Below are 26,683 nucleotides of genomic sequence, written 5' to 3'. Positions count from 1 at the left end.
AGGGGGCCCGTCAAGAGGCCGCGCAGAGATACGATCGCCGCCATGACTCCCCCGGAACGCGCAGAAACCCAGACGACAGGACGGTCCGCACAGACCGCGACGCTCGCCGAGATCGCCCGCGAGGCCGGCGTCTCCGCTCCGACTGTTTCGAAGGTCCTCAACGGCCGCGCCGACGTGGCCCCGGGCACCCGCAACCGCGTCGAGGAGCTGCTGCGCACCCACGGCTACCGGCGGCGCCGGACCGAGTCGTCCCGCTCGCCCCTGCTCGACCTGGTCTTCCACGAGCTGGAGAGCGCCTGGGCGCTGGAGGTCATCCGGGGCGTGGAGAACGTGGCCAGGGACGCCGGACTGAGCGTCGTGCTCTCCGAGAGCGCGGGCCGGCTCACCCCGGGGCGGACTTGGGCCGACCAGGTCGCCGCCCGCCGTCCGCACGGCGTGATCCTCGTGCTCTCCGAGCTCGACGAGACCCAGCGCGCACTGCTGACCAGCAGGTCCATCCCGTTCGTGGTGATGGACCCGGCGGGCGATCCGGGCGCCGACGTGCCGTCGATCGGCGCCACCAACTGGCAGGGCGGACTGGCCGCCACCCGCCACCTGGTCGAGCTGGGGCACAGCAGGATCGGGGCGATCAGCGGGCCGTCGCGGATGCTGTGCAGCCGGGCCCGGGTGGACGGTTACCGGGCGGCGCTGGAGACGGCGGGGCTGCCGGTGGACCACTCGCTCGTCGCGACCGGCGACTTCCACCACGAGTCCGGCTACCGGCTGGGCCTGGAGCTGCTGCGCCGCCCGGATCGGCCGACCGCGGTCTTCGCCGGGAACGACCTCCAGGCGCTCGGGCTGTACGAGGCGGCACGCGAGCTGGGGCTGCGCGTGCCGGAGGACCTGAGCGTGGTCGGGTTCGACGATCTGCCGGTGGCGCGCTGGGTGGGGCCGCCGCTGACGACCGTACGGCAGCCGCTGACGGAGATGGCCGAGGCGGCGGCCCGGCTGGTGCTGGAGCTGGGGCGCGGGGAGGGGGCTCAGGCCGCCACCCGGGTGGAGCTGGCGACCAGCCTGGTGGTGCGCAGCAGTACGGCGCCGCCGGCCGCGTGACGGGACTGGCGGGAGTGGCCGGAAGCTGACGTATTGACGCATGGGGCGACTGCCTCAACACTCCTCACTCCTCCGAAGCCAATCGGATGCACCACCGAAACTTTCGGAGGCACCCGCACATGAGAACTCTGAGATCAGGCCGGCTCCTGGACGCCGGCGCAGCTCAGCGGCATCCTCCAGGACCACATCACCACCGAGGTCACCCGCTACCGGGGCCGCCTCGCCGCCTGGGACGTGGTCAACGAGCCCTTCAACGAGGACGGCACCTACCGGCGGACCCTCTGGTACGACAACCTCGGCCAGGACTACATCGCCCAGGCTCTGACCTCGGCCCGGGCCGCCGACCCGGCCGCCGAGCTGTACATCAACGACTACAACGTCGAGGGCGTGAACGCGAAGAGCACCGCCCTGTACAACCTGGTCAAGTCGCTGAAGGAGCGCGGCGTCCCGATCGACGGGGTGGGCCTGCAGGCCCATCTGATCCTGGGGCAGGTGCCCTCGACGATGCAGCAGAACATCCAGCGCTTCGCCGACCTCGGGGTCGACGTCGCCGTCACCGAGCTGGACATCCGGATGCAACTGCCGGTCACGGAGGCGAAGCTGGCCCAGCAGGCCGCCGACTACCGGGCGGTCATGAACGCGTGCCTGGCGGTGTCCCGCTGCACCGGCGTCACCGTCTGGGGCTTCACCGACTCCGACTCCTGGATCCCGGAGGTCTTCGAGGGCTACGGGGCGGCGACCCCGTACGACCGCCTGGGGTTGCCGATCGGGTTGCCATGTGCGTCGAGGCGCCAGGCGGCCAGGTGGTCGGCGTTGGTGTCCACGGCGATCACGCCGTGGGCGAGGGCTGCGTCCAGCGGGATGGTCTTGGTCGGTGGGTACTGCCAGGATGCAGTCACGTACCAGCGGTTGCGGCCGGTGTCGTAGTGGATGCGGTAGGCGACGGCGCGGTAGGCGACGGCGCGGTTGGCCTCGATACGGTCGGCCCACTCGGTGCCCCGGTGGGCGAAGCGCACCATGCCGGTGAGGACGTACCGACCGTGAGGGGCGTTCGCCAGAGCCTTCAACGGGTTGGGCAGCTTGATGCTGACCTCGCCCTCGGGGGTGATGCGGAGGGTCTCATTCCCGTACCGCCTCCCGGACTCGCCATCGGCCTGCAGGAACCAACGCCCGGCCTCCCATAGTTCACGCCATCCGGCCTCCGTGAGCTGAGCTGCCTCCAGGTGGTGGCGGCTGCGGGCGAGGTGTTTGCCGCCCCGTACGACATGCACGGTCCCGGCCTTGTGGTCGGCCCGTTCCCGCTCCAGCCGGTCCTGGAGCACGTGAAGGCGGCGGGACTTGGCGAACCACTCCTGACGGGAGCGGTAGCCGCCCGGCGCGCTCTTCGATCCCTTCTGCCCGACCGGTTGCGCCAGCCGGTGTGCGATCGTGGCGACACCGGCCTGAAGGCTGTGGATGTGGGCGAGCTGACACCGGCGGGCCAGCGCCCACCGGTCGTGCGATGCCTTAGTGATTGCCCCGGCCCAGCGCGAAGACGCCACCGGCGTCAGCACACGCTTGCGCGCCGCCCACCTGTCGGTGGAGTGCTCCAGGCCGTCCGCGCACCGCACCTTCAGGTCCTTCGAGGCCAGTGCGCCCAGATGCGCGCCCACTAGACGCACCACCTGCTCATCCTCGGCCGTCAGCTACTTCCGTTCCCCTCCCGAGGGATCGGCATGACGGCCGACAGGCGCGTCACGCCGCAGACTGTCAAGGCTCACTCCCGCTCACCTGGGCAGGCTTGAGCACATTCCGGCTGGAACAGCTCGCTACCCCAACGGGTGGCCCACCAGCATCGCCGGATGACCCGCGACCCGGGTCAGGAAGACGGTGGCCGCGCCTGGTCCGTGGGGCTTGACCTTCTTGCGCAGTTCTTCCGGCGCGACGGCTGAGCCCCGCTTCTTGACGGTGAGGATCCCGACCTCCCGCTCCCGTAGCAGCGCCTTCAACTTCTTGACGTTGAAAGGGAGTTGGTCGGTGATCTCGTAGGCGGAGGCGTACGGCGTGGCACGCGCCTCGTCGGCCGTGACGTACGCGATGGTCTCGTCGATCAGCCCGCCGCCCAGCTCGTCGGCCACCTCGGCGACCAGATGGGCGCGGATGACGGCGCCATCGGGCTCGTAGAGAAAGCGCCCGACGGGACGCACCGGAGGATCGGGCAGCCCGCGGGAGCGCAGTGTGCGCGGCCCCGGCAGCAGGGTGGCGCGCACCAGGCCGGGCTCGGTGCCGAACCACAGCACCGCCTCCTTCACGTCCCCGCCGTCCGAGATCCACTCGGCCTCGGCCGTGTCGGGCACGGCCTCGTGCGGAATGCCCGGCGCGACCTTCAGCGCGGCGTGCGGGGCCCGGGCGGCCGCCTGTACGGCCCACGACAGCGGCGGCGAGTACGCCTCCGGATCGAAGATCCGGCCCCGTCCGCCGCGCCGCGCCGGGTCCACGAAGACCGCGTCGTACGCCGACACGTCCACCTCCGTGACATCCGCCTGGCGCACCTCGATCAGCCCGTCGAGCCCCAGCGCCTCGGCGTTCGCCCGCGCCGCCGCCGCCGTCAGCGGATCCCGGTCCACGGCGAGGACCCGGATCCCGGCCCGGGCGAGCGCGACCGCGTCGCCGCCGATCCCGCAGCACAGGTCGGCCACGGAGGTCACGCCCAGCTCCTGGAACCTTCGCGCGCGGTACGCCGCCACGCTCGCCCGCGTCGACTGCTCCACCCCGTCGGGTGTGAAGAACATCCGCTCCGCGTCCTCGGCCCCGAACTTTGTTACCGCCCGTTGTCGCAGCAGCGCCTGGCCGAGGGCCGCCGACACCAACTCGGCCGGGTGCTCGCGACGCAGCCGGGTCGCGACGGCGAGTTCCTGGGCGGGGTCCGTGCCGCGCACCTCGTCGAGGAGGGCCCGGCCTTCGGGGGTGAGCAGGGGAGCGAGGAGGTCGTTCACCGGGCCATTGTCGGCCAGTCGGTGGATGGTGCGCCTCCGGCGGCGGTGTCGGCCGGGGTTCGCGAGCCGGTCCTGCGAGGATCCGCAAGCATGCGAGTAGTACTACAAAATGACAAAAACCGGTCGCGGTGGCGTCCGGGGGCCAGGGCCTCGGTCGCCGCACTGGCCCTCGTCGCCATCGCCTCCGGCTGCGTGCAGGGCGGCTCGGAGGTGCCGCCCGCTCCCGGCCAGCCACCGCCGCTCAAGGCGCCCCCGGCCCGCGCCCTGGACGGCTACGCCACCGAACTCCGCGCCGAGTACGCCGCCCGCGCCGCCGCCGCGAAGCGCTGGGGCCTGAAGGAGATCCCCCTCAAGCCGCCGCCACCCCCCGCGACGAAGCCGAGGATCACGACGCGCGAGGGCTTCGAGGTCGACGGTCACCTCGAGGACGACCTCCCGCCGGTCTTCACCACCATCCCCACCCAGCACAAGATCGTCTTCCTCACCATCGACGACGGTGCGGAGAAGGACCCGGCGTTCCTGCGGATGATGAACGACCTCGACGTCCCGTACACGGCCTTCCTCAGCGACTACCTGGTCAGCGAGGACTACGCCTACTTCAAGCGGATGCAGGACAACGGTGTGGCCCTGAACAACCACACCCTGAACCACCCCTACCTGCCCGGCCTCTCCTACGACGACCAGAAGCGCGAGATCTGCGGCATGCAGGACGTCATCGAGAAGCACTACGGCAAACGCCCGCTCCTCTTCCGCCCGCCCTTCGGCAACTACAACAAGGACACCCTGCACGCCGCCAAGGCCTGCGGCATCAAGTACGCCCCCCTCTGGAACGAGGAGGTGTTCGTCGACCACTGGGACTACCGCGAATGGGATCAGGACCTGCACCCCGGCGACATCGTCCTCAGCCACTTCCGCGGCCGGGACGACTGGGAGGGCACGATGCCCGACATGATCCGCCGGTTCCTCGACAAGGTCACGGCCCAGGGGTACGCGGTGGCCCGGCTGGAGGACTACCTGTGACGGGGCGCAGACGGCTGGCCGGCCCGGCACTGCTGCTGATCCTGCTGACCGGCTGCGCCCTGACCGTCACCCCCACCGAGCGTTCCGCCAAGGGACCGTCGGACCGGGTGGGAGCCCCCGGTTCGTCCTCGGAAGCCCCACCCCACGTCCGCTGGGGCCTGACCACCCCCCTGTCCCCGCCCCCGCAACCGTCCCTCTCTTCCCCCTCCCGGCGCCCGGACGGCCTCCCACCCGTCGTCGACCGCGTCCGGACCCGCGACAAGGTCGTCTTCCTGACCTACGACGACGGCGCCGAGAAGGACCCGCGGTTCGTCGACATGGTCCGCGAACTGCGCCTGCCGGTCAGCATGTTCCTCACGGACAGCGTCGTCGGACCGGGCTACGGCCACTTCGCCCGCCTGCGCTCGGTCGGCGCGAGCGTCCAGAACCACACCCTCGACCACGCCGCCCTGCGCGGACTGCCGTACGCCGGTCAACGCGCCGAGATCTGCGGCCAGCAGAACAAACTCCGGTCCCGCTTCGGCGTCCGCCCCCGCCTCTTCCGCCCGCCCTACGGCACGTACGACACGACCACCCTGCGCGCCGCCGCCGACTGCGGCATCGCCGCCGTGGTCCTCTGGCGCGCCACCATGAACGCCGACACCCTCACGTACACCGACGGAGCCCCCCGCCTCCACCCCGGCGACATCATCTCCGTCCCCGCAACGGAAACCCCCACCCCGAACCTACGCTCCCGCACGACCCACCTACTGCGCCTGATCCAGCAGGCGGGCCTGACGGTGGGACGGCTGGAGGACTACCTGTAGCTGCCCACCCAGTCCGTCCGGCGTTTGAGGGCGAGGCCGTTCAGGCCGAAGCGGGGTCTGGGGGCGGCAGCCCCCAGGTCGGGGCACACCGGCGCAGGGCACCGAACAACCGTCGGCCACAAAATTCACCCGCGCCGCGCCGCAGGCAATTGGCACTCCGCTTGACCGAGTGCTAACCCCGGTCATAGTCTCGGCTCTGGCACTCGACAGAGGAGAGTGCCAACAAAGCGACGGGCAGGTCCGGCACCCGCGACGACGGATCGACCTGGTCGCCACCTCAGACAGTTAACCCCGTGAGATCTCCGAAGGGGGAGGTCGGATCGTGACGACCACCAGCTCCAAGGTTGCCATCAAGCCGCTCGAGGACCGCATCGTGGTCCAGCCGCTGGACGCCGAGCAGACCACGGCCTCGGGCCTGGTCATTCCGGACACCGCCAAGGAGAAGCCCCAGGAGGGCGTCGTCCTGGCCGTGGGCCCGGGCCGCTTCGAGAACGGCGAGCGCCTTCCGCTCGACGTCAAGACCGGCGACATCGTGCTGTACAGCAAGTACGGCGGCACCGAGGTGAAGTACAACGGCGAGGAGTACCTCGTCCTCTCGGCTCGCGACGTGCTCGCGATCATCGAGAAGTAAGACCACCTCAAGTTTTTGAGCTGCGCCCCTGGCCCCCGCGACCACTGAGAAGCCGGGCGCCCGGGGCGCGGCGTCATTTCATCCAAGATTTCCGAGAGGGCTCACGCTGTCATGGCGAAGATCCTGAAGTTCGACGAGGACGCCCGTCGCGCCCTCGAGCGCGGCGTCAACAAGCTCGCCGACACGGTCAAGGTGACGATCGGCCCCAAGGGCCGCAACGTCGTCATCGACAAGAAGTTCGGCGCCCCCACCATCACCAACGACGGTGTCACCATCGCCCGTGAGGTCGAGGTCGAGGACCCGTACGAGAACCTCGGCGCCCAGCTGGTGAAGGAGGTGGCGACCAAGACCAACGACATCGCTGGTGACGGTACGACCACCGCCACCGTGCTGGCCCAGGCGCTGGTCCGCGAGGGCCTGAAGAACGTTGCCGCCGGTGCCTCCCCGGCCGCCCTGAAGAAGGGCATCGACGCCGCCGTCGCCGCCGTCTCCGAGGACCTGCTGGGCTCCGCCCGGCCGATCGAGGAGAAGTCCGACATCGCCGCCGTCGCCGCGCTGTCCGCCCAGGACCAGCAGGTCGGCGAGCTGATCGCCGAGGCCATGGACAAGGTCGGCAAGGACGGTGTCATCACCGTCGAGGAGTCCAACACCTTCGGTCTGGAGCTGGACTTCACCGAGGGCATGGCCTTCGACAAGGGCTACCTGTCGCCGTACTTCGTGACGGACCAGGAGCGCATGGAGGCCGTCCTCGACGACCCGTACATCCTCATCCACCAGGGCAAGATCTCCGCCATCGCGGACCTCCTGCCGCTGCTGGAGAAGATCATCCAGTCGAACGCCTCCAAGCCGCTGCTGATCATCGCCGAGGACGTGGAGGGCGAGGCCCTGTCCACCCTCGTCGTCAACAAGATCCGCGGCACCTTCAACGCCACCGCGGTCAAGGCCCCCGGCTTCGGCGACCGCCGCAAGGCGATGCTGCAGGACATGGCGGTCCTCACCGGCGCCACGGTCATCTCCGAGGAGGTCGGCCTCAAGCTCGACCAGGTCGGCGTCGACGTCCTGGGCGCCGCCCGCCGCGTCACCGTCACCAAGGACGACACCACGATCGTCGACGGTGCCGGCAACAAGGCGGACGTCGAGGGCCGGATCGGGCAGATCAAGGCCGAGATCGAGGCCACGGACTCCGACTGGGACCGCGAGAAGCTCCAGGAGCGCCTCGCCAAGCTGGCCGGCGGCGTGTGCGTGATCAAGGTCGGCGCCGCCACCGAGGTGGAGCTGAAGGAGAAGAAGCACCGTCTGGAGGACGCCATCTCCGCGACCCGCGCCGCGGTCGAGGAGGGCATCGTCTCCGGTGGTGGCTCCGCGCTCGTCCACGCCGTGAAGGTGCTGGAGGACAACCTCGGCAAGGAGGGCGACGAGGCCACCGGTGTCGCCGTCGTCCGCAAGGCCGCCGTCGAGCCGCTGCGCTGGATCGCCGAGAACGCCGGCCTGGAGGGCTACGTCATCACCTCCAAGGTCGCCGAGCTCGAGAAGGGCCAGGGCTTCAACGCCGCCACCGGCGAGTACGGCGACCTGATCAAGGCCGGCGTCATCGACCCGGTCAAGGTCACCCGCTCCGCCCTGGAGAACGCCGCCTCCATCGCCTCCCTGCTGCTGACGACCGAGACCCTGGTCGTCGAGAAGAAGGAAGAGGAGCCGGAGGCCGCGGGCCACGGTCACGGCCACGCGCACTGACGCGAGTCGCCACACGGCAACAAGGGCCCGGCATCCCCTCGAAGGGGGATGCCGGGCCCCGCGCGTTGCCGTGCCGCCTACCGTTCCAACTCCTCGAACGCGCCCAGCTGCGTCATCAGCCCCATCCGGTCGTACTCCCACCAGCCCTCGGCGAGCTTTCCGTCCCCGCCGCACCGGAAGATGGTCGTCCCCGTCATGGAGACCTGCTTCCCGGTGGCCGGGATCCCCAGGAAGTCGCCCTTGTGGGTGCCCTTCCAGAACCACCGCGCGCACACCCGGTCGCCCTGCGCGATGAGATCCTCGATGCTGAACTCGAAGTCGAAGGCCGCCCGCCACTCGTCCAACTCACGCCGGACGTGGTCCATCCCGAGGGCGTCCTGCTCATCCGCGGGATTGTGATCGTGATAGTGCTCCGCCATCACGGCGTTCAACGGCGGCAGCTCGCCCTTCGTGGCGATCACCTCGAAGAACCGCCGCACGGTCGCCGCGTACAACTGCTCGTCGCGCACCACGTCCAGATCGGTGAACGTCGGCATCTCGTCGCACAGGGCGACCATCTCCCGGAAGATCCGATCGGTCTCCGGCAGAGTGGAATTCCGCATCGCCTCCTCGTACGACGGGAATTCCACGATCTCGATGACATGCGACGCGTCGGACCGGTCCTTCCCGATCACACTGTGCGTCGCCGTCCGCTTCCCCTTGGTCTGCTCGACCCAGGTGTCCATCAGCCGGTTCATCTCGTCGAACCGACTGGTCTTGCAGTCGATGACCTGCACGAACGTCATGGAGCCACCTCCCGGCCCCCCTGGTTCGATTGAACAGCTCCATTGTCCTACGGACTCCCCCCACGGAGTCCTGTCACGGACCGCTACTGCGGCCCGTATTTCCGCCCCGTCCGTGAACTGATCCCCCCGAGCAAGCCCCGAGGCGCCACCTTCACCAACCCCATCAGCGCCTTGTACCGCGGATCCGGAATCGACACCGACTTCCCCCGCGCCAGATCCGACAGCGCCGCCGCCACGAGCTTGTCGGCGTCGAGCCACATCCAGCCCGGGATGTTGTCCGTCCCCATCCCGGCGCGCTCATGGAACTCCGTCCGCACGAACCCGGGGCACAGCGCCATCAACCGCACTCCGCTGCCCTCCAGATCGCGCGCCGCGCCCTGGGTGAACTGCACGACCCACGCCTTCGACGCGCCGTACGTCCCGCGCGGCAGAAACGCCGCGACCGAGGCGACGTTGACGACACCGCCGCGCCCGCGCTCCCGCATCGCCTCCGTCGCCGCCGACGTCAGCCGCAGCACCGCCTCGCAGTGCACCTTGAGCATCTTCAGCTCGTCGGCCATGGAGACGTCGAGAAAGCGGCCCTTGTTGCCGAAGCCGGCGTTGTTGATCAGCAGGTCGACGGGGTTCTTGCGGTCCCCCAGCCGGGCGGCGACCGCCTCGATGCCGTCGTCCGTCGCCAGGTCCGCCGTCAGCACCTCCGCCTCGATGCCGTGCCGGTCGTGCAACTCGGTGGCCTGCTCGCCGAGCCGCTCGGTGTCCCGGGCCACCAGAACCAGGTTGTGCCCGTCAGCCGCCAGCCGTCGCGCGAACGCGGCGCCGATCCCCGCGGTCGATCCCGTAATCAGAGCCGTTGTCATGGACCAAGAGTAGTGACCCGGAGGTGAAGATTCCGTGCGCGGCGGGCGGGTGAGGACGACTCAGGGCCCTCAAGGTGAACCAGGTCTGTGACCCACTGTCAGGAGGCATGCTGCTCAACGTACTTGCGCGCCCACTCCCGCACCTCGGGGTGCAGCGCCTCGCCCGCCGCAAGGAGCCGCGGCTGAAGCTCCCGCTCGGTGGTCACCGCCCGGAACAGCAGGGCGACTGTCACGTCGTGGTCAGGGCGGTGGACGATCTCGACCCGATCCCCGGCACGGATCTCACCCGGCTCGATCACCCGCAGGTACGCACCCGACGCCCCCTTCTCCGTGAACCGCTTCACCCACCGCTTCTCGCCCATGTGCCCCTGGAAGGTGACACAGGGAATCCGCCCACTGGAGACCTCGAGTACCACCCCGGCACCGATGCGCCAGCGCTCGCCGATCAGCGCGCCGGACACGTCGAGGCCCTCAGTCGTGAGGTTCTCGCCGAACGACCCGTTGGCGAGCGGTCGCCCGAGCTCGCGCTCCCAGTCGTCCAGGTCCTCGCGCGCCACCGCGTACACGGCCTGGTCGTTGCCCCCGTGGTGCTCTCTCTTGCACACCGCATCCCCGGCCAGCCCGCTCCCGCCGATGCCCTTGGGGCCGGGCGCCGCCACCCGCACCGGCCCCTCCACAGGCTGCTTGTCGATGCCGGTCAGGCCCTCCGGATTGTCCGTGTACGGCACGGCCTTCGGACGGCCCAGGTTGACTGAGAGAAGCTTCATGAGCGCACGGTAGGCGACCCGCCGTCAAAGATTCGACCCAATATTCGGCGTCGTATCAAAGCCTCGCTTATCCTCGAAGTGTGATCGAGGCCCGTCATCTGCGCGTCCTGCGCGCCGTCGCCACCACCGGCTCCTTCTCGGCGGCGGGGCGCGAACTGGGCTGCACCCAGCCCGCCGTCAGTCAGCAGATGAAGGCCCTGGAGGCATCCGTCGGCACGCCGCTACTGGTCCGCAGTGGCCGCGAGATGCGCCTCACCCAGGCCGGCGAGGCGCTCGTACGGCATGCCTCGAGCATCCTCGCCGGGCTCACCGCGGCCGAGGAGGAGGTTGCCGCGATCGCCGGACTGCGCGCCGGGCGGGTCCGGCTCGTCTCCTTCCCCAGCGGCAGCTCCACCCTCGTCCCGAGCGCTCTCGCCGCCCTGCGCGCCGCGCACCCCGGCACCCGGGTCTCCCTGGAGGAGGCCGAGCCGCCGAAGTCCGTCGAGCTGCTGCGCGAGGGCGACTGCGACATCGCGCTCGCCTTCCGCTACGAGGGCGCGGCGGGCGCCGAGGAGTGGGACGACCTGGTGGTACGGCCGCTGCTGACCGACCGGCTGGTGGGGCTGGTGCCCGAACGGCACCGGCTCGCGCGCGCGGAGTCCGTCGCCATCGGCGAACTCGCCGAGGAACCGTGGATCGCGGGCTGCCCACGCTGTCGCGGTCAGCTGATCGAGGTGTGCGAGGGAGCGGGCTTCACCCCCCGGATCGACTTCGCCACCGACGACTATCCGGCGGTTGTCGGCCTGGTCGGCGCGGGTCTGGGGGTCGCCGTGCTGCCCCAGCTCGCGATCGAGTCGGTACGGCCGCGGGGGGCGCGTGCGGTGACGCTGGAGCCGGCGGTGCGGCGGGAGATCGTCGCCCTCACGCTGCCCGACCTGGCTCAGGTGCCCGCGGTGGTGGCGACGCTGGACGAGTTGACGCGCGCGGCGGCGCGCTGAGCCCCCTGGGCATACGTCGGGTCAATGATGTAGGCACGTGTGCGCGGGTCCTCCTGCAGAAACGTTCCTTCAGATGTTCAGCTGCTCGTGGCGGTGCTTCCGTCAGCCGTCGACGCCGACACCAGCCGGTGTCGTGCCCGCCCCATGAGCTCCTCGCGCTCGTCCTCGGTCAACCCGCCCCACACGCCGTACGGCTCGCGTACCGCCAGCGCATGCGCCGCGCACTCCGCGCGGACCGGGCACCTCATGCAGACCTCTTTGGCCGAGTTCTCGCGAGCGCTCCGAGCCGCCCCGCGCTCGCCCTCCGGATGGAAGAAGAGCGAGCTGTCCACCCCGCGACAGGCAGCCAGGAGCTGCCAGTCCCACAGGTCCGCGTTCGGTCCGGGAAGGCGGGAGAAATCTGCCATTACGTGACCCCTTGTAGCCGTTCTGAGCAGATACGGTGCCCACGACCGTATAACTACGATCTAAGGAGATGAAAATATGACTCATTGCGAATCTAGCCTCAGATGCCAGCGAATGGGAAGAAATAGGGCTAAATGGGGCATGGTTGTGATGAAACGTTGAGGGTCCACTGCGCGCGCCTGCCGCGTGTCCGCACCCTCACGTAGAGTGCCGAAGACGGCACACGGCCCCGTAACTCTTTCGAGTGACCGTCGTTGAGAGTGCGGAGGCGGTTGAAAACACAAGCGCTCGGGCAGGCGTCCGAGACGGTCGACCGCACAGGTGACGATTCCGTACCAGCCTGGAGGCTCAAGGTGACGCGCATCAGCTGCGGAGGGCGGCCATGACTTCCGTCCTCGTCTGCGACGACTCCCCGCTTGCCCGAGAGGCGCTCCGCCGCGCGGTCGCGACCGTGCCCGGTGTCGAGCGCGTGACGACGGCGGCCAACGGCGAGGAAGTCCTCCGCCGCTGGGGTGCCGACCGCTCGGACCTCATTCTCATGGATGTACGCATGCCCGGACTGGGCGGCGTCGAGACCGTGCGGCGGCTGCTGTCCGCCGACCCCGGTGCGCGCATCATCATGCTCACCGTCGCCGAGGACCTGGACGGCGTGGCCCTCGCGGTCGCCGCCGGCGCCCGCGGCTACCTGCACAAGGACGCCTCGCGCGCCGAGCTGCGCGCCACCGTCACGCAGGCCCTCGCCGACCCCACCTGGCGGCTCGCCCCGCGCCGGCTGCGCTCCGCCGAGATGGGCGCCGCGCCCACGCTCACGGCGCGCGAGATCCAGGTGCTCGAAGGCATGAGCCACGGCCGCTCCAACGCCGAGATCGGCCGCGAGCTGTTCCTCTCCGAGGACACCGTCAAGACTCACGCCCGCCGCCTCTTCAAGAAGCTCGGCGCCTCGGACCGGGCACATGCGGTGGCGCTCGGGTTCCGGTGGGGTCTGGTGCGGTAGCGCTCCGCTGGGTAGGCGGTCACAGGGCTGCGGGTCGTCATCGTGGGCTGCGGGCCTCTGCGGGGTGCGGGTTCGTTGTGGCTGGTCGCGCAGTTCCCCGCGCCCTGGCGCCCCCTTGCGGGGCGCGGTGGCGAAGCGTCGGTGCGGCAGCGCGGTCGGTACCCGCTGCTCGTTTCGGCGCGGATGCCGCATCCTTGAGGTGTGGAGTTCCTCGGGGACGAGTCGGTCGAGCGGAAGGGGAGGGCGCAGGAGATGAGTTCCGGCGCACCTGCTCATAACGCTTCGGTGCACAACAACGGAGGCAGTGCCGCGGAGTATCCGGCCGCAGGGCACCATGGACCGATGCGCGACGACGAGGCGGCCACTGCCCAAGGGGCGATCGGTGCGCTCGTCCACCGCGCGGTCGACGGGGACGAGCAGGCCACGCACGATCTGCTCGCCCATGTCCACCCACTGGCCCTGCGCTACTGCCGCACCCGGCTGTCGCGCCTCCCGGGCGATGCGCGCCACTTCGTCGAGGACCTGGCCCAGGAGGTCTGTGTGGCCGTCCTCCTCGCCCTGCCGCGCTACCGGGACACCGGGCGGCCCTTCGAGGCCTTCGTCTTCGCCATCGCCGCCCACAAGGTCGCCGACCTGCAGCGGGCCGCGATGCGGCACCCCGGCTCGACGGCGGTCCCGTCCGACGAGATGCCGGAGCGTCCGGACGACTCGCTGGGCCCGGAGGAGCGGGCGCTGCTCAGCAGCGACGCCGAGTGGGCCAAGAAACTGCTGGCCAACCTCCCGGAGAACCAGCGTGAACTGCTGCTGCTCCGCATCGCCGTGGGACTCACGGCGGAGGAGACTGGACAGATGTTGGGAATGTCACCCGGAGCGGTCCGGGTGGCCCAGCACAGGGCGCTGAGCAGGCTGAGGGCCCTGGCCGAGCAGTGAAGCCGGCCACGGATGAACAGGCTTCTGCTCGGTTCCGTACGAACATACGAAGCCCGCGGCGGCCCAGAACCGTGGAATGAGAGAGCCATGCTTCCCGTTAGCATGGACATCCGCACCGATCAAGGCCATTTGGGGAAGGTGTCATGACTGCCAACGTCGACGGAGTGCCCGGGAAATTCGCGACACTCGGGCTGACCTACGACGACGTGCTGCTGCTGCCGGGCCCGTCGGACATGGCACCCGACGAGATCGACACCGCCTCGTACGTCTCCAAGAACGTGCGGGTCAACATCCCGCTCCTGTCCGCCGCCATGGACAAGGTCACCGAGTCGCGCATGGCGATCGCGATGGCCCGCCAGGGCGGCGTCGGTGTGCTGCACCGCAACCTGTCCATCGAGGACCAGGCCAACCAGGTAGACCTGGTCAAGCGCTCCGAGTCCGGGATGGTCACCGACCCGATCACCATCAACCCGGACGCCACGCTCGCCGAGGCCGACGCGATCTGCGGCAAGTTCCGGATCAGCGGCGTCCCGGTCACCGACCCGGCCGGCAAGCTGCTCGGCATCGTCACCAACCGCGACATGGCCTTCGAGACCGACCGTTCCCGCCGGGTACGCGAGGTCATGACGCCGATGCCGCTGGTCACCGGCAAGGTCGGCATCTCCGGCACGGACGCCATGGACCTGCTGCGCCGGCACAAGATCGAGAAGCTGCCGCTGGTCGACGACGCAGGTGTCCTCAAGGGCCTGATCACGGTCAAGGACTTCGTCAAGGCCGAGAAGTACCCGAACGCCGCCAAGGACGCCGAGGGCCGCCTGCTCGTCGGCGCGGCGGTCGGTGTCGCGGGCGACGCCTTCGAGCGCGCCCAGGCCCTGATCGAGGCGGGCGTCGACTTCATCGTCGTCGACACCGCGCACGGCCACTCCCGGCTGGTCGGCGACATGGTCGCCAAGATCAAGTCGAACTCGTCCGGCGTCGATGTCATCGGCGGCAACGTCGCCACCCGCGACGGCGCCCAGGCACTGATCGACTCCGGTGTGGACGGCATCAAGGTCGGTGTCGGCCCCGGCTCCATCTGCACCACCCGCGTGGTCGCCGGCGTCGGCGTCCCGCAGGTCACGGCCATCTACGAGGCCGCGCTCGCCGCCAAGGACGCCGGCGTTCCGGTGATCGGCGACGGTGGTCTGCAGTACTCCGGCGACATCGCCAAGGCCCTGGTCGCGGGCGCCGACACGGTGATGCTGGGCTCGCTGCTCGCGGGCTGCGAGGAGTCGCCGGGCGAGCTGATGTTCATCAACGGCAAGCAGTTCAAGTCGTACCGCGGCATGGGGTCGCTCGGCGCGATGCAGACCCGCGGCGACCGCAAGTCGTTCTCCAAGGACCGCTACTTCCAGGAGGGCGTCGCCTCCGACGAGCAGCTGGTCCCCGAGGGCATCGAGGGCCAGGTGCCCTACCGTGGCCCGCTGTCCTCCGTCGTCCACCAGCTGGTGGGCGGTCTGCGCCAGTCGATGTTCTACGTCGGCGGCAGGGACGTGCGCGAGCTGCAGGAGCGGGGCCGGTTCGTCCGGATCACCTCGGCGGGCCTGAAGGAGAGCCACCCGCACGACATCCAGATGACCGTCGAGGCGCCGAACTACAGCCGTAAGTGAGACGCACGCGCGCGTGAAGCACATCTGAGGGCGGCCCCGGATGCTCCGGGGCCGCCCTTGGCGTACCTGTCGGGGATACTGGAAGGCGCTGCAACGCATCAGGGAAAGGCCTCACAAGTGACTGAGATCGAGATCGGGCGCGGCAAGCGCGGCCGCCGGGCGTACGCCTTCGACGACATCGCCGTCGTCCCCAGCCGCCGTACGCGGGACCCGAAGGAGGTCTCGATCGCCTGGCAGATCGACGCCTACCGCTTCGAGCTGCCCTTCCTGGCAGCCCCCATGGACTCGGTCGTCTCGCCGGCCGCGGCGATCCGCATCGGCGAGCTCGGCGGCCTCGGCGTGCTGAACCTCGAAGGCCTGTGGACGCGGTACGAGGACCCGCAGCCGCTGCTCGACGAGATCGTCGGCCTGCCGGTCGAGGCCGCGACGCGTCGCCTGCAGGAGATCTACGCCGCTCCCATCAAGGAGGAGCTGATCGGGCAGCGCATCAAGGAGGTGCGCGACTCCGGCGTGGTCACCGCCGCCGCGCTCTCCCCGCAGCGCACGGCCCAGTTCTCCAAGGCCGTGGTGGACGCGGGCGTGGACATCTTCGTCATCCGCGGTACGACGGTCTCCGCGGAGCACGTCTCGTCCTCGCACGAGCCGCTGAACCTGAAGCAGTTCATCTACGAGCTCGACGTCCCGGTGATCGTCGGCGGCTGCGCCACCTACACCGCGGCCCTGCACCTCATGCGCACCGGCGCGGCCGGCGTCCTGGTCGGCTTCGGCGGCGGCGCCGCGCACACCACGCGCAACGTCCTGGGCATCCAGGTGCCGATGGCCACCGCGGTGGCCGACGTGGCGGCGGCCCGCCGGGACTACATGGACGAGTCCGGCGGGCGGTACGTGCACGTGATCGCGGACGGCGGCGTCGGCTGGTCCGGCGACCTGCCCAAGGCGATCGCCTGCGGCGCCGACGCGGTGATGATGGGCTCCCCCCTCGCGCGCGCGACGGACGGGCCGGGCAAGGGCCACCACTGGGGCATGGAGGCCGTCAACGAGGAGCTGCCGCGTGGCAAGAAGGTCGACCTCGGCACGGTCGGCACGATCGAGGAGATCCTCACGGGCCCGTCCCACACGCCCGACGGCTCGATGAACTTCTTCGGCGCGCTCCGACGGGCCATGGCCACGACCGGGTACAGCGAGCTGAAGGAGTTCCAGCGGGTCGAGGTGACGGTGGCCGATTCGCAGCATCGGCGGTAGGGCCTACGGCTGGAAGGGCCGGTCACCCCAGGTGGGGTGACCGGCCCTTTTGCGTGCCCAAGGGTGCCTGCCGCCCCACGCGCCCCCTTCACAACCGATGCGCTGCCCCCGTGGGCGTTGCCCCCCGCGTGTCCAGCAGGAGCTGGGCCTTCACCGACAGGCCCTGGAGGTCGTACGTGCGGTGGTTCTGGAGCAGGATCGTGAGGTCGGCGTCGGCGGCGGCCTCGTAGAGGGAGTCCGCGCGGGGGACCGGGCGGTCGAGGACGCTCCAGGACGGGATGTGCGGGTCGTGGTAGCTGACGGCGGCGCCGAGCTCCATCAGGCGGATCGCGATCTCCTGCGCCGGGGTGCCCTGCTGGTCGGCGAGGTCGGGCTTGTAGGTGACGCCGAGCAGCAGCACGCGCGCGCCGCGGGCTGATTTGCCGTGCTCGTTGAGGAGGGTGGCGGCGCGCTGGACGACGTAGCGGGGCATCCGGCTGTTGACCTGCTGGGCCAGCTCCACCATGCGCAGCCCGCGGCCCGAGCGGCCGGTCAGGTCCTGTGGGACGGCGTGGCCGCCGACGCCGGGGCCGGGGCGGAAGGCCTGGAAGCCGAACGGCTTGGTCTCCGCGCAGCGGATGACGTCCCACAGGTCGACGCCCAGGTCGTGGCACAGGACGGCCATCTCGTTGACCAGGGCGATGTTGACGTGTCGGTAGTTGGTCTCCAGGAGCTGCACGGTCTCGGCTTCGCGGAGTCCACGCGCGCGTACCACCTTGTCGGTGAGCCGGCTGTAGAAGGTGGCGGCCGACTCCGTGCAGGCCGGGGTGAGGCCGCCGATGACCTTCGGGGTGCCGGCCGGGGTGAAGTCGCGGTTGCCGGGGTCGACCCGACTGGGTGAGTAGGCGAGGTGGAAGTCGCGGCCCGCGCGCAGGCCCGAGCCCTTCTCGAGGAGCGGGCGCAGGAATTCCTCCGTCGTGCCCGGGGATACGGGCGACTCCAGGATGACCGTGGTGTGCGGGCGCAGCCGTGCGGCCAGGATGCGGGCGGCCGCCTCCACCTGGCTCAGGTCGAGCCCGCCGTCCGCGTTCCTGGGCGCCGGTGCGCAGATGACCGCGGTGCGCACCCGGCCGAGCTCGGTGGGTCCCGCGGCGTGCCGGAAGCCCCCCGAGAGCATCCGGCGCAGTTCGGCGGGGCTGAGCGAGCCGGGCTCCGGGCCGGTCTTGTAGCCGACGGTGGGGATGCCGGCGGCGACGGCGGCCTGGGCCAGCGGCAGGCCGAGCGGGCCGAGTCCGATGACGGCGAGATCTGCGGGCATGGCGTGGGCCGTCCTTCCCAGTAACCGAAGCGGGACAGGTGCGCAAGCCCTGTGGACAGTTCAGGACGCAGCGCAATGTCACACTAGGAGTAAATATGACCGATTTGCGGGATTGATCGGGCGCGTTTCCGCGAGTGTTGTCCACAGGTAGGAGCGCGTGGTGGCTGAAGTCGGGCAACCCGGTCAGAATCTGGGCATGGGGATACGGGTCGGGCGATCAGCGGGAGGCAGTGGTGAGGACAGGGACACTGGGGCCGGCGCAGCGGGCCGAGTCACTCGCGGCAATGGCCGAGCGGGAACTGGATGTGCTGGTCGTGGGCGGTGGCGTGGTCGGCGCGGGCACCGCGCTGGACGCCGTGACACGCGGGCTGTCCACGGGCCTGGTCGAGGCGCGTGACTGGGCGTCGGGCACGTCGAGCAGGTCCAGCAAACTGATCCACGGCGGCCTGCGCTATCTGGAGATGCTCGATTTCGCGCTCGTCCGGGAGGCCCTGAAGGAACGCGGGCTGTTGGTGTCGCGGCTGGCTCCGCATCTGGTGAAACCGGTGCCGTTCCTGTATCCGCTGCAGTACAAGGGCTGGGAGCGCCTGTACGCCGGTTCGGGCGTCCTGCTCTACGACGTCATGTCGATGGCCCGCACCCACGGCCGGGGCCTGCCCGTGCACCGGCATCTGAGCCGCGGTCACGCCCTGCGCATCGCCCCTGCCCTGAAGAAGGAGGCGCTGGTCGGAGCCTTGCAGTACTACGACGCCCAGATGGACGACGCCCGTTACGTCGCCACACTCGTGCGTACGGCGGCGTCGTACGGCGCGAAAGTCGCCAACCGTGCGCGCGTGACCGGATTTCTGCGCGAGGGCGAGCGCGTCGTCGGCGCCCGGGTGCAGGACGTCGAGGCGGGCGGGGAGTACGAGGTCCGAGCCAAGCAGATCGTCAATGCCACCGGCGTGTGGACCGACGACACCCAGGCGATGGTGGGGGAGCGGGGGCAGTTCCACGTCCGGGCGTCCAAGGGCATCCACCTGGTCGTGCCCAAGGACCGGATCCACTCCACCACCGGCCTGATCCTGCGTACCGAGAAGTCCGTGCTGTTCGTCATCCCCTGGGGCCGGCACTGGATCATCGGCACCACCGACACCGACTGGGACCTCGACAAGGCGCACCCGGCCGCGTCCAGCGCCGACATCGACTACCTGCTGGAGCATGTGAACTCGGTGCTGGCCGTGCCGCTCACGCGCGACGACGTCGAGGGCGTGTACGCGGGACTCCGGCCGCTGCTCGCCGGCGAGTCGGACGCCACCAGCAAGCTGTCCCGCGAGCACACCGTCGCACACCCCGTGCCGGGGCTGGTCGTGGTGGCGGGCGGCAAGTACACGACGTACCGCGTGATGGCCAAGGACGCGGTCGACGAGGCCGTGCACGGGCTCGACCTGCGGGTCGCCGAGTGCGTCACCGAGGACGTCCCGCTGCTCGGCGCCGAGGGGTACCGGGCGCTGTGGAACGCGCGGGCCCGGATCGCCGCGCGCACCGGACTCCATGTGGTGCGCGTCGAGCACCTGCTGAACCGGTACGGGTCGCTGGCCGAGGAGGTGCTCGAGCTCATCACCGCCGACTCCTCGCTGGGCGAGCCCCTGCACGCGGCGGACGACTATCTGCGCGCCGAGGTCGTGTACGCCGCCTCGCACGAGGGCGCACGGCACCTGGACGACGTACTGACCCGGCGCACCCGTATCTCCATCGAGACCTTCGACCGGGGCACCCGCAGCGCCCGTGAGGCCGCCGAGTTGATGGCGCCGGTGCTCGGCTGGGACAAGGACCACATCGAGCGGGAGATCGAGCACTACAACAAGCGGGTGGAGGCGGAGCGGGAGTCGCAGCGCCAGCCGGACGACCTGACGGCGGACGCGGCGCGGCTGGGAGCGCCGGACATCGTGCCGTTGTAAAGGGACGACAGCGTCGGGAGGGGCACCCTGGGCGTCGGGCACTTGTCGGGTGAGGGACAATGGAGGCTCTGTCAGGGCGGGTTGCATGAGGGGACGCATGTCGGAGGCGGAGCGGGCGGGGACATCCCGTCAGGACACTCGTCAGGACAAGAGCGAGCGTCTTCTCGCAGGGCGATACCGGCTGGGAGAAGTCCTGGGCCGCGGCGGCATGGGCACGGTGTGGCGCGCCGAGGACGAGACGCTCGGCCGGACGGTCGCCGTCAAGGAGCTGCGGTTCCCGTCGAACATCGACGAGGAGGAGAAGCGCCGGCTGATCACGCGCACGCTGCGCGAGGCCAAGGCCATTGCGCGGATCCGCAACAACAGCGCGGTGACGGTCTTCGACGTGGTCGAGGAAGACGACCGGCCGTGGATCGTGATGGAACTCGTCGAGGGCAAGTCCCTTGCCGAGGCCATCCGCGAGGACGGCCTCCTCGAACCGAAGCGTGCCGCCGAGGTCGGCCTCGCCATCCTCGACGTACTGCGCTCGGCGCACCGCGAGGGCATCCTGCACCGCGATGTGAAGCCGTCGAACGTACTGATCTCCGACGACGGCCGGGTCGTGCTCACCGACTTCGGCATCGCCCAGGTCGAGGGCGACCCGTCCATCACCTCCACCGGCATGCTCGTCGGCGCCCCCTCCTACATCTCGCCCGAGCGCGCCCGCGGACACAAGCCCGGTCCGGCCGCCGACCTGTGGTCGCTCGGCGGTCTGCTGTACGCGGCGGTCGAGGGCGTGCCGCCGTACGACAAGGGCTCTGCGATCGCGACCCTCACCGCGGTGATGACCGAACCGCTGGAGGAGCCGAAGAACGCCGGACCCCTCAAGGACGTCATCCACGGACTGCTCACCAAGGACCCCGCTGAGCGGCTCGACGACGCGGGTGCCCGAGCGATGCTCAACGCGGTCATCCACGCGCCAGAGCCCAGGGCGGCCGAACCGGCCGACGCGACGAAGGTCGTCCCGCTGCCGCCGCAGCCGCCCGCGACGCAGGGAAGTTCGGCGGGATCCGGGAGCAAGGAGGCGGCCGATCGGCTGCGCGGGGCGCTGCGTTCGGCGCGCAAGGCCGCCGCCGCGGCCGGCGCAGCCGCCTCGGCGCGTACGAAGTCCACGAGTGCCGCATCAGCGGAGGCCGGCGCCCCGAGCGCGACGGCCTCCCCTTCGGCAGCGTCCGACGCCGGTGAGCCGGCGACGAAGGCCACCGAGGGCACGCAGGGCGCGAACGCCGGCTCCGGCGGCCGGAGTTCGGGGTGGCCCGTGATGACGCCGCCCGACCTGCCGCCGCGGCCCGCGCCCAGGGCGCCGCTCACCGATGTGGTGCCCCGGCGGACGCTGGTCATCATTGCGGTGGCCGTGCTGGTCGTCGTGCTCGGCATCGTGCTGGCCGTCTCGCTCGGCGGGGACGACAAGGGGTCCGACGGGTCCGGCAGCGGTGGCAACAAGGCCGTCGCCGGGGCGAGCAGAAGCGCCGGGACCAAGACGGACGACGACGGCGGGGTCCGTACAGACCCGGAGGCGACGCAGTCGGCGACGGCGAGCGAGACGGCCAGCGCGCCGAGCGCAAGCGGCGGTGCGGGCGCCGAAGGTGGCGAGGGCTCAGACGACGCCTCCGACTCCACCGACGGCACTTCGGCGGTGTCGACGTACCAGGGCGGCCAGGGCTACTCCATCGGGCTGCCCAAGGGATGGAAGTACCGGTCGTCGGACGGGGCCGGGGACCGCTTCACCGGGCCGAACGGTCAGAAGCTGCTCGTCGCCTGGACCTCCACGCCGCAGGACGACCCTGTTCAGGACTGGAAGAACCAGGAGCGCTCCATGATGCGCTCCCAGTACGAGCGGATCCGCATCGAGGAGGTGGACTACCGCGACTGGGACACGGCCGACTGGGAGTTCACCTATGTCGAGGGGGGAACGAAGTACCGGACGATCGACCGCGGGTTCGTCGTGAACGACCACCAGGGCTACGCGCTGATGTACACGGCGAAGGCCGCGGCATGGGACAGCGAGCTGCGCAGGACCACATGGCGGACGCTGACGAAGACCTTTGAACCGAAGGCGTGATCGGGGCGGCGGGCGGTTCGGGACATGAGATCTCCCGTCCCGTCTGTGCAGGTTGCCTCCGGCACGTATCGTGAGTGCTTGCGAACCGTACGCATCCGGAACGGGACGCCAGACGAACGGAATTGACCAGCCGGGCGGCCGGGGGAGGCAACGTGGACGACTACGCGGGCCGGGTACTCGCCGACCGCTACCGCCTGCCGCTGCCGCCGTCCGATGAGTACGAACTCACCGAGACCCGGGCTTTCGACACCTACAGTGGGCAGGAAGTCCTGGTCAGGCAGGTGCCGTTGCCGGAGGTCGTCGAGGCGGAGGTGCTCGACGCCGAGGGGCTGCCGGAGGGTTTCACGGCGCGGGACCGCGGGGCGCGGCGAGGGCCGGCGGCGCGTACGGGCGCTCGGCGGCCGACCGATTCGGCGGTTCGGCGGGCTGTGCAGGCCGCGCAGGCGGCGGCCCGGATCCCCGACCATCCGCGGCTCGACCAGGTCTTCGACGTGTTCGCCGAGGGCGGTTCGCTGTGGATCGTCAGCGAGTTGGTGGCGGCCCGGCCGCTGGCGGCTCTGCTGGCGGAGCAGCCGTTGACGCCGTACCGGGCGGCCGAGGTCGCGTCCGATGTGCTGATGGCGCTTCGGGTGCTGCACGCGCATGGCTGGGTCCACCGGAACATCACCGCCCGCACGATCCTCGTCTGCGACGACGGCCGCGTCATGCTGACCGGCCTGGCGGTCGGGGCGGCGGAGGAGGCGCTGTGCGGGTACGACCCCGTGCCGGCGTGGACGTACGACGGGGGTGACGGCGACGGCGGAGTTCCTGGGGGCGATGCCGGTGCCGGTGTGTCAGGGGGGTCCCGTGGGGCTGCGGGGCCCGGTGGCGTAGGCGGTGTAGAGGGTTCCGGTGGCTTCGGTGGCGGGGACCCGGAGGCCGCCCGGCGTGCCGCCATCGAGGCGAGGGCGGCCGGGGGGCTGCCGGTGCCGGGTGCGGACGGAGTCCCCGGGGCCGGGGGCTCGGTCGCGCCCGCCCGCAGGGCGCAGGAGACCGGCGGGGACATCCGAGCCGCGCGAGCCGGGGCGATCGCCGCTTATCGCGCCGGGGCGCGGGCGGCAGCCCAGGTCCAGGAGACGCAGCAGAGCGGGCGGGCGGCGTTGCCCGGGGCGCGTCCGGCGTCCGAGGGCGGCGCGGTGGAGTCGCCGTATGCCTCCGGACCCGGCCCGCAGCGCACGTCTGACGGCACGCCGCCCGGCCAGATCGCCGACCCCTATGGCGTACGCGCCACGCCCTGGCACGGCGCCGCACCCCGCGGTGCGGCCGAGGCCAACGGACACACGCAGGTCGGGCCGGTCCCAGGTCAGGAGACCCAGCCAGGTCGTACCGCTCTCCCGCCCGGAGGGCCCGCCGCCGATGCTCCGCCGCCGCCCAGCCGCTGGGACGACCTCGTTGCCGGGACGCCCGCTCCGCGGCGGGGACCGGCCACCGCCCTGGCCGCCGAGCGGGCGCGGCAGGCGCGGATGGCCGTGGTCGGGCCGGTGACGGAGCGGTGGGCGCCCGAGCAGGCGGGGCCGGTGCACGAGAACTGGCAGTTGGCGCCGCCCATCGGACCCGCGACCGACCTGTGGGCGCTGGGGGCGCTGCTCTTCAGGGCCGTACAGGGGCATGCGCCGTACCCGGAGGAGTCGACGGCCGAGCTGGTGCAGATGGTGTGTGCCGAGCCCCCGGCGTTCGCGGAGGAGTGCGGACCACTGCGGCCGGTCGTGGAGTCGCTGCTGCGTCAGGACCCCACCGAGCGCCTCGACTTCGAGGAACTGCGCGGCTGGCTGCGTTCGCTGGTGCGTTCCGCGCCCGAGCCGGAGGCCGGTGTGCATGTCGTCGCCGCGCCACCGCCCGACGCCAGTCGGCTGCCGATCGTGCGCCGCAAGGGTGAGTTGGTACGCCGGCGGCGCGCCGGGCTGCCCGCGCCGCACGGGCGGCACAAGCGGGACAGGCCGAAGGCCCGCTCGCCGCGTAGCCTGGGCCGCACCCTGCTCCTGCTGGTGCTGCTCGCGCTGGCCGGCGCGATCGCGTACGCCATGCTGTTCATGCCGAAGGCCGACGAGACCGGTAGCGGTGCGGACGGCGCCGACCGGACCGGAGCCGCCGGCCAGGTCGACCAGGCGCCCGCACAGACGCCGGACGCGAGCAGTGAGCCACGGCCCGACCAGAACGCGTCCGACGGTCCCGCGGAGTCGGCCGGCTCCACCGACACCGAGACCCAGACCGACGCCCCCGACGTCGCCGACGGCTTCACGCTGCGTACGGACCCGGAGGGCTTCCGCGTCGCCGTCGCCGAGGGCTGGCAGCGCACCCCGGAGAACGGCAGCGGCCAGGTCGTGTACGGCAAGGGCGACTTCGAGCTGATCGTCGTGGCGGGCCGGGACGGCGCGGACGAGTACGGCAGCGATCCGATGGCGTACCAGCGCGAGCGGGAGCCGGAGTTGCGGCCGTACCGCGAGTCGAGCTGGGCCACCTCCACCGGTCTGAAGACCATCGAGGTGGGCGGGCGGACCATGGCCGAGGGGCAGTTCACCTGGACCGACGAGGACGGGCGCGAGCTGTTCGTGCGCAACCTCGCGATTCTGATCGACGGCCGCTACCACGTGGTGCAGATCCGCGGCCCGGAGGCCGAACGGGACGAGGTGACACGGCTCTTCGAGCAGGCGGCGGCGACCTACCGGTCCACCGGCTGAGCGGCGCGCGTCATACGCGGTTCGCCCCGCGGTTCCCTCCCGTCCCCGAAAGCGACAACCGTCACAGTGCTGTCTCCTTGAGGCCCCCGGTGGTTCCCCGTTCGCGGGCCGGTCCTTACGCTGACCCTGTCAAGAACATTGCGGGGAAACGTGAATCAGATGCAGGGCCTGCTCCTCGGGGGCCGCTACCGGCTCACCGATGCCATCGGCAGCGGTGGCATGGGCCGGGTGTGGCGCGCCCATGACGAGGTGCTGCACCGAACCGTCGCGATCAAGGAGTTGACCGCCGCGCACTTCGTCTCCGAGAGCGACCAGGAGCGGCTCCTCGCCCGCACCCGGGCGGAGGCGCGCGCGGCGGCGCGGATCAACCACTCCGCGGTCGTCACCGTGCACGACGTGCTCGATCACGACGCCCGGCCGTGGATCGTGATGGAGCTGGTCGAGGGCCGCTCACTCGCCGACGCGGTCAAGCAGGACGGCCGCTTCGAGCCGACCGAGGCCGCCCGGATCGGCCTGTGGGTACTGCGCGCCCTGCGCGCCGCGCACGCTGCCGGCGTCCTGCACCGCGACGTCAAGCCCGGCAACGTCCTCCTCGGCGACGACGGCCGCGTCCTGCTCACCGACTTCGGCATCGCCCAGATCGAGGGCGACAGCACCATCACGCGTACGGGAGAGGTCGTCGGATCCGTCGACTACCTCGCCCCCGAACGCGTCCGCGGGCACGATCCGGGACCCGCCGCAGACCTCTGGGCGCTCGGTGCGACGCTGTACACGGCGGTGGAGGGCACCTCGCCGTTCCGCCGCACCTCGCCGCTGTCCACCATGCAGGCCGTCGTGGAGGAGCAGCCCGCCGAACCCCGGTACGCCGGCCCGCTCGGGCCCGTCATCACCGCACTCCTGCGCAAGGAACCGGCCGCACGGCCCGGCTCGGCCGAGGCCGAGCGGCTGCTCGCCGAGGTGGCCGAGGGACGGCGACCGCAGGTGACGGAGGTGTACGAGCCGACGGCCCGGCACACGGACACCCGCCCGGTCGGCCGGGACACGCAGGTCCAGTCCCGGCCGACCGCGCTCGCCCCGGCGCCCGTTCCGCCGAGACGGCGTCGGCTGCGCATCCTGGCCCTCGTGGTCGTCCTCGCGGCCCTGGTCGGTGGGGGCGCGGCGGTGGGGCTGCAGAAATGGGACGAGAGCCGGAGCCGGAACAGCGCCACCACCTCGCCGACTAGCGGAAGCCCCAGCCCCAGCTCGAGCTGGGTGCAGGTCGACGACCCGGTGGGTTTCGGTCTCTCCGTGCCCAGCAAGGACTGGACGCGGAAGGTGCACGGCGTCAACGGCGACCTCACGCAGATCGACTACACGCCGGACGGTGGCGTCCGCTTCATCCGCATCGCCGTCGACACCTCCCCGGACTTCGACGACCCGATCGAGCACCAGCGCGATCTGGAGGAGCAGCTCCAGGGGCTGGTCGACTACAACCGGGTGACCATGGAGGAGAACCTTTACCGGGACCGCAAGGGCGCCCTGTGGGAGTACACCTGGACCGCGCTGGAGAGCGACCCCGGTGTCCACGCGGGCCCGCGGCGGGCGATCGACCAGATGTACATCGCCCGGGACGGCGTCGAGTACGCGATCTACATGTCCGGGCCGGCGGAGGACTGGAAGAAGACCCGCCAACAGTTCGACGCGGCGCTGCGGGGATGGCGGCCGATCTCGTCCTGAGGCCCTGACAGATCCCGACAGGCTCTGACCGGCCCCGGCCGGCAGGGT

The 26,683-nt window shown here is 70.9% G+C and carries 20 protein-coding genes and 2 pseudogenes; 15 read left to right on the top strand and 7 right to left on the bottom strand.

Translation table 11 applies throughout. The annotated features are described in order from the left end of the window. Nucleotides 1-42 precede the first annotated feature (42 nt). A complete protein-coding gene (locus ACKTSN_RS18785; RefSeq protein ID WP_409470188.1) occupies nt 43-1,092 on the top strand; it encodes a LacI family DNA-binding transcriptional regulator in 1,050 nt (349 codons plus the stop codon). Nucleotides 1,093-1,233: 141 nt separating this feature from the next. After that, nucleotides 1,234-1,842 (top strand): annotated as a pseudogene (locus ACKTSN_RS18780) (endo-1,4-beta-xylanase); the annotation flags it as partial. Here ACKTSN_RS18780 and ACKTSN_RS18775 read toward each other — a convergent pair. Together ACKTSN_RS18775 and ACKTSN_RS18770 are read right to left on the bottom strand one after the other, a co-directional pair. Continuing rightward, nucleotides 1,842-2,777: pseudogene (locus ACKTSN_RS18775) on the bottom strand (IS200/IS605 family accessory protein TnpB-related protein); the annotation flags it as partial. The pseudogenes ACKTSN_RS18780 and ACKTSN_RS18775 overlap by 1 nt on opposite strands. 123 nt (nt 2,778-2,900) lie before the next feature. Then, entirely contained in the window at nt 2,901-4,067 is a 1,167-nt protein-coding gene (locus ACKTSN_RS18770; protein ID WP_409470187.1) for a THUMP-like domain-containing protein, read from the bottom strand. A gap of 90 nt (nt 4,068-4,157) precedes the next feature. On the opposite strand from ACKTSN_RS18770, the gene ACKTSN_RS18765 reads away from it, so the two are divergent. From ACKTSN_RS18765 to groL, 4 genes are all read left to right on the top strand, one after another. Further along, entirely contained in the window at nt 4,158-5,087 is a 930-nt protein-coding gene (locus ACKTSN_RS18765; RefSeq protein ID WP_409470186.1) for a polysaccharide deacetylase family protein, read from the top strand. Then, on the top strand, nt 5,084-5,893 hold the full coding sequence (locus tag ACKTSN_RS18760; protein ID WP_409470185.1) for a polysaccharide deacetylase family protein: 810 nt from the start codon (nt 5,084-5,086) through the stop codon (nt 5,891-5,893). The genes ACKTSN_RS18765 and ACKTSN_RS18760 overlap by 4 nt, the downstream gene beginning before the upstream one ends. A 322-nt stretch (nt 5,894-6,215) precedes the next feature. Then, the gene (gene groES, locus ACKTSN_RS18755) at nt 6,216-6,524 is read left to right on the top strand and encodes a co-chaperone GroES (protein ID WP_003998759.1); all 309 of its coding nucleotides are present in this window, start codon (nt 6,216-6,218) and stop codon (nt 6,522-6,524) included. Nucleotides 6,525-6,635: 111 nt separating this feature from the next. Further along, nucleotides 6,636-8,258: a chaperonin GroEL gene (gene groL, locus ACKTSN_RS18750; RefSeq protein ID WP_409470184.1), complete on the top strand. Its 1,623-nt coding sequence runs from the start codon at nt 6,636-6,638 to the stop codon at nt 8,256-8,258. A 77-nt stretch (nt 8,259-8,335) separates the two neighbouring features. Here groL and ACKTSN_RS18745 read toward each other — a convergent pair whose 3' ends face one another. The 3 genes from ACKTSN_RS18745 to ACKTSN_RS18735 form a co-directional block, all read right to left on the bottom strand. Then, on the bottom strand, nt 8,336-9,043 hold the full coding sequence (locus ACKTSN_RS18745; RefSeq protein ID WP_409470183.1) for an ester cyclase: 708 nt from the start codon (nt 9,041-9,043) through the stop codon (nt 8,336-8,338). A gap of 83 nt (nt 9,044-9,126) precedes the next feature. Then, nucleotides 9,127-9,900, bottom strand: coding sequence for an SDR family NAD(P)-dependent oxidoreductase (locus ACKTSN_RS18740; RefSeq protein WP_409470182.1), 774 nt, complete (start codon nt 9,898-9,900; stop codon nt 9,127-9,129). Between the two features lie 98 nt (nt 9,901-9,998). Next, nucleotides 9,999-10,667 carry an MOSC domain-containing protein gene (locus ACKTSN_RS18735; RefSeq protein ID WP_409470181.1) on the bottom strand — a complete coding sequence of 223 codons (669 nt, stop codon included), beginning with the start codon at nt 10,665-10,667 and terminating at the stop codon, nt 9,999-10,001. Between the two features lie 80 nt (nt 10,668-10,747). On the opposite strand from ACKTSN_RS18735, the gene ACKTSN_RS18730 reads away from it, so the two are divergent. Next, nucleotides 10,748-11,644, top strand: coding sequence for a LysR family transcriptional regulator (locus ACKTSN_RS18730; RefSeq protein ID WP_409470180.1), 897 nt, complete (start codon nt 10,748-10,750; stop codon nt 11,642-11,644). Between the two features lie 77 nt (nt 11,645-11,721). Here ACKTSN_RS18730 and ACKTSN_RS18725 read toward each other — a convergent pair whose 3' ends face one another. Next, nucleotides 11,722-12,051: a WhiB family transcriptional regulator gene (locus ACKTSN_RS18725; protein WP_409470179.1), complete on the bottom strand. Its 330-nt coding sequence runs from the start codon at nt 12,049-12,051 to the stop codon at nt 11,722-11,724. A gap of 380 nt (nt 12,052-12,431) precedes the next feature. On the opposite strand from ACKTSN_RS18725, the gene ACKTSN_RS18720 reads away from it, so the two are divergent. From ACKTSN_RS18720 to ACKTSN_RS18705, 4 genes are all read left to right on the top strand, one after another. Next, nucleotides 12,432-13,043, top strand: coding sequence for a response regulator transcription factor (locus tag ACKTSN_RS18720; RefSeq protein ID WP_003948568.1), 612 nt, complete (start codon nt 12,432-12,434; stop codon nt 13,041-13,043). 342 nt (nt 13,044-13,385) lie between these two features. Beyond that, entirely contained in the window at nt 13,386-13,973 is a 588-nt protein-coding gene (locus tag ACKTSN_RS18715; RefSeq protein ID WP_196460273.1) for a sigma-70 family RNA polymerase sigma factor, read from the top strand. Between the two features lie 143 nt (nt 13,974-14,116). Next, nucleotides 14,117-15,622 carry an IMP dehydrogenase gene (gene guaB, locus ACKTSN_RS18710; RefSeq protein WP_409470178.1) on the top strand — a complete coding sequence of 502 codons (1,506 nt, stop codon included), beginning with the start codon at nt 14,117-14,119 and terminating at the stop codon, nt 15,620-15,622. 117 nt (nt 15,623-15,739) lie between these two features. Then, nucleotides 15,740-16,864, top strand: a complete 1,125-nt coding sequence (locus ACKTSN_RS18705; protein ID WP_129799228.1) for a GuaB3 family IMP dehydrogenase-related protein — start codon at nt 15,740-15,742, stop codon at nt 16,862-16,864. 88 nt (nt 16,865-16,952) lie between these two features. Here the strand turns inward: ACKTSN_RS18705 and ACKTSN_RS18700 are convergent, their stop codons facing one another. Continuing rightward, nucleotides 16,953-18,161, bottom strand: a complete 1,209-nt coding sequence (locus tag ACKTSN_RS18700; RefSeq protein WP_409470177.1) for a nucleotide sugar dehydrogenase — start codon at nt 18,159-18,161, stop codon at nt 16,953-16,955. A 233-nt stretch (nt 18,162-18,394) separates the two neighbouring features. Here ACKTSN_RS18700 and ACKTSN_RS18695 point away from each other — a divergent pair, with 233 nt between their 5' ends. The 4 genes from ACKTSN_RS18695 to ACKTSN_RS18680 all read left to right on the top strand — a co-directional run bounded on the left by ACKTSN_RS18695 (nt 18,395) and on the right by ACKTSN_RS18680 (nt 26,635). Further along, the gene (locus tag ACKTSN_RS18695) at nt 18,395-20,101 is read left to right on the top strand and encodes a glycerol-3-phosphate dehydrogenase/oxidase (protein ID WP_409470176.1); all 1,707 of its coding nucleotides are present in this window, start codon (nt 18,395-18,397) and stop codon (nt 20,099-20,101) included. Nucleotides 20,102-20,198: 97 nt separating this feature from the next. Next, on the top strand, nt 20,199-22,202 hold the full coding sequence (locus ACKTSN_RS18690) for a serine/threonine-protein kinase (protein ID WP_409470175.1): 2,004 nt from the start codon (nt 20,199-20,201) through the stop codon (nt 22,200-22,202). A 152-nt stretch (nt 22,203-22,354) separates the two neighbouring features. Further along, nucleotides 22,355-24,919, top strand: a complete 2,565-nt coding sequence (locus ACKTSN_RS18685; RefSeq protein ID WP_409470174.1) for a protein kinase — start codon at nt 22,355-22,357, stop codon at nt 24,917-24,919. A gap of 159 nt (nt 24,920-25,078) precedes the next feature. After that, nucleotides 25,079-26,635 carry a serine/threonine-protein kinase gene (locus ACKTSN_RS18680; protein WP_409474862.1) on the top strand — a complete coding sequence of 519 codons (1,557 nt, stop codon included), beginning with the start codon at nt 25,079-25,081 and terminating at the stop codon, nt 26,633-26,635. Nucleotides 26,636-26,683 lie beyond the last annotated feature (48 nt).

Origin of the sequence: Streptomyces flavusporus, from assembly GCF_046267975.1 — a bacterium.
Classification (GTDB): domain Bacteria; phylum Actinomycetota; class Actinomycetes; order Streptomycetales; family Streptomycetaceae; genus Streptomyces; species Streptomyces flavusporus.
This window is presented reverse-complemented; position numbering and strand designations above follow the sequence as displayed.

Bases quoted from the DNA above. Each gene is read 5' to 3' on its own strand.
- guaB (WP_409470178.1), top strand. From the start codon at position 14,117: ATGACTGCCAACGTCGACGGAGTGCCCGGGAAATTCGCGACACTCGGG.
- ACKTSN_RS18700 (WP_409470177.1), bottom strand. From the start codon at position 18,161: ATGCCCGCAGATCTCGCCGTCATCGGACTCGGCCCGCTCGGCCTGCCG.
- ACKTSN_RS18735 (WP_409470181.1), bottom strand. From the start codon at position 10,667: ATGAAGCTTCTCTCAGTCAACCTGGGCCGTCCGAAGGCCGTGCCGTAC.
- ACKTSN_RS18715 (WP_196460273.1), top strand. From the start codon at position 13,386: ATGCGCGACGACGAGGCGGCCACTGCCCAAGGGGCGATCGGTGCGCTC.
- ACKTSN_RS18745 (WP_409470183.1), bottom strand. From the start codon at position 9,043: ATGACGTTCGTGCAGGTCATCGACTGCAAGACCAGTCGGTTCGACGAG.
- ACKTSN_RS18765 (WP_409470186.1), top strand. From the start codon at position 4,158: ATGCGAGTAGTACTACAAAATGACAAAAACCGGTCGCGGTGGCGTCCG.
- ACKTSN_RS18680 (WP_409474862.1), top strand. From the start codon at position 25,079: ATGCAGGGCCTGCTCCTCGGGGGCCGCTACCGGCTCACCGATGCCATC.
- groL (WP_409470184.1), top strand. From the start codon at position 6,636: ATGGCGAAGATCCTGAAGTTCGACGAGGACGCCCGTCGCGCCCTCGAG.
- ACKTSN_RS18725 (WP_409470179.1), bottom strand. From the start codon at position 12,051: ATGGCAGATTTCTCCCGCCTTCCCGGACCGAACGCGGACCTGTGGGAC.
- ACKTSN_RS18720 (WP_003948568.1), top strand. From the start codon at position 12,432: ATGACTTCCGTCCTCGTCTGCGACGACTCCCCGCTTGCCCGAGAGGCG.
- ACKTSN_RS18690 (WP_409470175.1), top strand. From the start codon at position 20,199: ATGTCGGAGGCGGAGCGGGCGGGGACATCCCGTCAGGACACTCGTCAG.
- ACKTSN_RS18740 (WP_409470182.1), bottom strand. From the start codon at position 9,900: ATGACAACGGCTCTGATTACGGGATCGACCGCGGGGATCGGCGCCGCG.
- ACKTSN_RS18785 (WP_409470188.1), top strand. From the start codon at position 43: ATGACTCCCCCGGAACGCGCAGAAACCCAGACGACAGGACGGTCCGCA.